The 4,871-nt window shown below is 41.8% G+C and carries 6 protein-coding genes; 4 read left to right on the top strand and 2 right to left on the bottom strand.

The features are described from left to right. Positions 1–84: 84 nt before the first annotated feature. Entirely contained in the window at positions 85–348 is a 264-nt protein-coding gene (locus AC1DUA_RS23420) for an HPr family phosphocarrier protein (protein WP_477502058.1), read from the top strand. Positions 349–741: 393 nt separating this feature from the next. On the opposite strand, the gene AC1DUA_RS23415 is transcribed toward AC1DUA_RS23420, so the two are convergent. After that, positions 742–891 (bottom strand): hypothetical protein, encoded by a 150-nt coding sequence (locus AC1DUA_RS23415; RefSeq protein WP_477502057.1) that lies wholly within the window; start codon positions 889–891, stop codon positions 742–744. A gap of 479 nt (positions 892–1,370) precedes the next feature. On the opposite strand from AC1DUA_RS23415, the gene AC1DUA_RS23410 reads away from it, so the two are divergent. The 3 genes from AC1DUA_RS23410 to AC1DUA_RS23400 are packed head-to-tail and all read left to right on the top strand — an operon-like array spanning position 1,371 to position 3,076. Continuing rightward, positions 1,371–1,595: a hypothetical protein gene (locus AC1DUA_RS23410; protein WP_477502056.1), complete on the top strand. Its 225-nt coding sequence runs from the start codon at positions 1,371–1,373 to the stop codon at positions 1,593–1,595. 6 nt (positions 1,596–1,601) lie between these two features. Further along, positions 1,602–2,183: a BsuPI-related putative proteinase inhibitor gene (locus tag AC1DUA_RS23405; RefSeq protein WP_477502055.1), complete on the top strand. Its 582-nt coding sequence runs from the start codon at positions 1,602–1,604 to the stop codon at positions 2,181–2,183. A 35-nt stretch (positions 2,184–2,218) separates the two neighbouring features. Continuing rightward, entirely contained in the window at positions 2,219–3,076 is an 858-nt protein-coding gene (locus AC1DUA_RS23400) for a serine/threonine-protein kinase (RefSeq protein WP_477502054.1), read from the top strand. Between the two features lie 82 nt (positions 3,077–3,158). Here the strand turns inward: AC1DUA_RS23400 and AC1DUA_RS23395 are convergent, their stop codons facing one another. Beyond that, on the bottom strand, positions 3,159–4,499 hold the full coding sequence (locus tag AC1DUA_RS23395; RefSeq protein ID WP_477502053.1) for a hypothetical protein: 1,341 nt from the start codon (positions 4,497–4,499) through the stop codon (positions 3,159–3,161). Positions 4,500–4,871 lie beyond the last annotated feature (372 nt).

The raw sequence follows: 4,871 nt of genomic DNA, 5'->3' as shown, positions 1-4,871 counted from the left end.
CGGTTATACAGGGCAGATCCTAGCGATGAGCAGCCAAGCCCAAATCAAACAGTTTGTAGAACAGAAGACAAGGAGTGATCTAACATGATATCTCAAACTTTTACGGTCTTGAATCCATCTGGCTTTCATGCTCGTCCGACCAAAGTATTCGTTCAAAAGGTGGGCACGTTTCCCTGCAAAGTAAGCGTCATAAAAGGGGAGAAGAAGGTTAACGGCAAAAGCTCGCTTAGCATGCTGACACTTGGCATTCAGCAGAATGATGAAGTGACATTGGAAGTGGATGGAGAGCAAGAGGAGCAAGCGGTGCAAGAGCTTGGAGCGTTGTTGACACATATATTTGAGGAATAGGTGCTGCTTCGTGTGATTCTGGAGGATGTCTTGAGGGAGGAACTACAGTCCGCTATTTCACTGAAAATCCGTAATTGAGAGGTGTAGGGGAACTACGTTCCGCTATGCAGCCAATTTCTGGCTTGAAAACGGCCATGTAGGCTAAATAGAGTCCTGTAGTTCCGCCTGAGAGAGGAAAAAGCTCATTTTCCTTCGAATAGCGGACTCCAGTTCCTTCAACAGATAGGATCAAGGGTTACCACCATTCTCCCACAGTTTTCAAGTGAAAGTGGATGCATAAGCAATAGACCGTCAGGAGTAAGTTATCCTGGCGGTTTTTCTTTTTCAATGGAAGTAGAAGGGATATCGGTTCTGTGGAGCGACTCGTACATGTTAGGGGGGAGAAGCAGCGAGTTAAGGCGCTGGGTGCGGCTTAATGGGCGTTTTCGTTGGACGAAATCCAACGAAAACGCCAATAACGCGCCTAAATTGCTCCTTACATTGGACGAAATCCAATGTAACTGCAATATTCGGCGCTGTAGCACCCTGATTAGCTGATCTCATTGGATTTCATCCAATAGAATCGCTAATCGCGCCTTCAAATCACTATGTTCGTTGGATTTCGTCCAACGAACACATCTCAAAGCTCGGCCAACCCACCTAGCCCACTTACCCCACCTATTCCACCTACCCCAAACCCCCAAACCCCCAAACCCCCAAACCCCCAAACACTCAACACCATCAAACCCCGGGCGATAGCCACAAATGATGTCGAAAACAAATTAATAACAGTTGCATTATTCGCCCAAGAGCACGAACCCGTCTAATTTCATTCACCTGTTAATCCAGCAAAAGTATGTATATTGAGCCGCATGCCTTGTTCTGTTTATGCTAGGAGCACAACGGATGGGAGTGAAAGTATGAAGACAACAGAGCAATGGATACAAGAAGCATGGATTGCGGGGATCAGCAAGGTGATAAGCACAAGGTAGCGGATCGGAGCCGCATTCCCGCACGGCTCGCATGATGGAAGATTTCAGCTCATGTCGCCGCACTATTGGACGGCCGGCTTCTGGCCAGTGAATTTGGAGTTCAGCGGTTATGAAGCCTTGTTTAAGGAAACGCCGATTATGAGATCGCTTGCAAACAGTTTGATTTTTACAATCGTTGGTACCGTTCTTAATATTAGTTTTACAGTAAGTACTGATCAAAATATAAAGGGACTGGAACATTTTTCTATTTTCTTTCGTCTAAGCCTATGGGGGTGAAAGATAATGGGAGTTGCAGAAATTTTATGGAGAATCATTTTGAGTATATTAATTTTAGGTTGTTCTACTAGCGCAAGTAATGTAAGTAAACCTCATGAAAGCTTGGAACAAGTGCCAGTTGAATTAGCAGTAAAACTCGTCCCGGAAGTTGAAATTGACTTGAAAAAAAAGAAAGAAGAACAATCCAAATCAGTTGCAGGGTTTTTCAAAACATCACTAGAGGTATTAAATAAGGAGGGGAAAATAAATTTTGATTTTTCTCTTCAGAATGTTTCGGGTAAAGAACAACATATTTCATATGGGTCGGGACAAAAGTATGATATTTTTATTTACAATGCGCAGAATGAAGAGATTTACAGATGGTCTATTAATAAGGCATTTACCCAGGCACTCATTGTAACGACTATGAAGAAGGATAGTAAGCTTGTTTTTAATGAGCAATGGAACTTAAAAGATAATAAAGGCAATATAGTACCACCAGGGAAATATACAATTAAAGTTGAAGTAATGATAGCCTCTAATTCTGAAGAGATTCATCAGATTCATTCAGATGATCTTACCGCTAGAACAGTTTATGAAGTTAATTAATTATAAAAGCACAATGCTTTTCAAGGAGGAATGAAATGATCGATATCCAAATTGACGATGTCATGTTCAAACTAAAAGAGGAACACGACTTCAGCTGGCTCACGAGTTTAGGTCGTGTATTTGAGGTGTTTGCTGAGCAGGATTCCGGCAATATAAGCTTTGGCGTAGAGAAAAATGGCGAAAAACTGTTCATCAAATTTGCCGGTGCTACGTGCATCACATTTTCCGGTGACCCGCAAGAAGCAATAAATAATTTGAAGACTGCCATGCCACTTTATATAGAATTAAGCCATCCCTCCCTCATTAAACTCGTTGATCATTTTGAAGTCGGCTTAGGATACGCGGCTGTGTTTGAGTGGTTTGAAGGAGAATCTCTTCACCCGCATTGGTCTTTTCCACCTCCAGCGAAATATAACGATCCAAATTCACCCTTCTACAGATTTAAACATTTATCAGTGGCACAAAGGTTGGCCTCTTTGGAACAAATCTTTAGTTTCCATGAATTTGTCGAGAAAAATAACTATGTGGCCATTGATTTTTATGACGGAAGTTTGCTCTACAATTTCTCCAAAAATGAGACGAAAATATGCGATATCGATCTTTATCAAAAAAGACCTTATGTCAATACGATGGGGAGATTATGGGGCTCCTCTCGATTTATGTCCCCTGAAGAATTTACACTCGGTGCTGAGATTGATGGTTGTACAAATGTATTTAACATGGGAGCAATAGCGTTTGCTTTGCTTGGAGGAGAGCGCGATCGTTCATTTGAACTTTGGGAGGCAGGACAAGAGCTCTATGAGATAGCTATGAAGGCTGTTCAACCAAGCAGAGAAAATAGGTATGTTAGCGTGTCGGAATTCAAATTAGCATGGGATTCGGCAATTAAATAGCTTTAAAAAGCTTCGCCGCAGATAATGCAGCAATACAATAAAAAAAACCAGTTGGTCGGGATCCCGATCAACTGGTTTTTTTCTATTTAAAGTCGCCTAGCAGATAATTGTAGAACGGTTCGTCCACCCAGAATTTATAGGAGTCGACATTCAAGCTAGGATTGATTTTCTTTAGACCCGCAACAACTTCGTCAGACTTATCGCTGAGGGAGAAGGACTGTGCGTAATAATGGCCCTTGCTGACTTTATTGTTAGAAATCACCTTGTAGTCTTTCAATTCAGATAAGGAATAGTAGAGCGGCTGCCACCAGGAAGAATAGATAAGTCCTTTCTGGTCTTCACTGTTCTTTTTAGCATATTGGAGAACGATCTGTTGGAATTTGTTCTTTTGCTCAGCGTTATCAAATTCGAACTCAATGTCGTATTCCTTGGCGTAGGCTATGAAATTTCCGTTCTCAATCTGGACGACTTGATAATCCTCGGTTTGTATCGGCTCGCCCCACTCTTTTAAATAGATGAAAGCTGACGTTTTGGGCTCCAATTGTACTTTCGCCTGTATGTTTTCGCTGCGCAGCAACCCGATTAGCTGAATTGCATGCTTAATGTCAGAGTGTCCGTATGTGAGAGACTGCTTGGGATCAAAGTTGGCATCGAAACGAGAATCCTTCAAGTTGTACCCGGTAATGAGATTCTTTTTCAAAGCTTCATCGAAGACAGCGCGCAAATCTGTGGATGAAATGATATCCTCCGTATGCCAGGCATCATTAATTTTACGGAAAATATYGTCATCGGAAGTTGTTCCAATATAATGCTTGTACTGGCCATTAAAAGTAAGAATTTTACCAAGCAGGTCGTTTGCAAAGCTTGGGCTAGCAGCAGCATCCGCTTGGAAATCGGAAGAAACGAGCCCCGTATCGACAGCAGCAGCTAGTTCCTGGGCGGCTTGTAGTGTCAGTTGATTGTTTTGATCGTAGTCAATATGTACTTTAGTTAGAGCGGCTTTGATCTTATCATTGGGATAAGTATAGGCGAGTTCTTGCAAACCGGAGGCTTTTAACGCTATGAAAGCGGCCTGTAACTGGGTGAGCGGCTGATCCCCCTGCAACTTCCCTTCGGATAGAATGCCTTTTTCGTGCAAAGCAAGCGCTGCTTTGAAATAAGGGCTGTCCTTTTGCAAATCTGTAAAGACATTGGTCTGATCTTTCGCTTCCGCTTTCAAAATGTTGTTCACTGCGATAACGAAATCACCTTTGGATAAGGAGTCTGACAAGGTGATGGCATACTTATCATTCAGAAACTGTTTGTATGAGACTGCTGAATCACTTGCAGCGGCATGGTTTAACGGGCTTACTGAGGCTAGGAGGACAGCTGTTAAGAGTGCTATTTGCAAGGGCTTGTGGGATTTCAATGGTTTCATAGACATGAAAAAGACCTCCGTTTTTTAATTCATATAGGAATAGTATGTTTTATAGCAATATATCAGTTCAGATACCAGGTGTCAATAAATTTTGGTAGAAGTTTTTAGGAGTGAACGGGATTGTGCAGAGTTTTTTCGTGGGTAAGGAATTGAAAGTTATCCTGAAATCAAGTGTTATGGTAATATAAGGTAAATGGTTCTGGGAGGATGTGTAATCAAATGTGGAAAAGATCACAGTTAATCTGCATGTGTATTTTACTCGCAATTATACTATTAAATATAGGGCCTCGTACGGCCGCTGCGTTAACATCTGCAGATTTCAAAGATCTTAACGGTTTAGATGATAAGACGAAAGTTAAGGTAGACAAATGGTTATCT

The organism is Paenibacillus sp. 01T422 (assembly GCF_056398785.1).
This window is presented reverse-complemented; position numbering and strand designations above follow the sequence as displayed.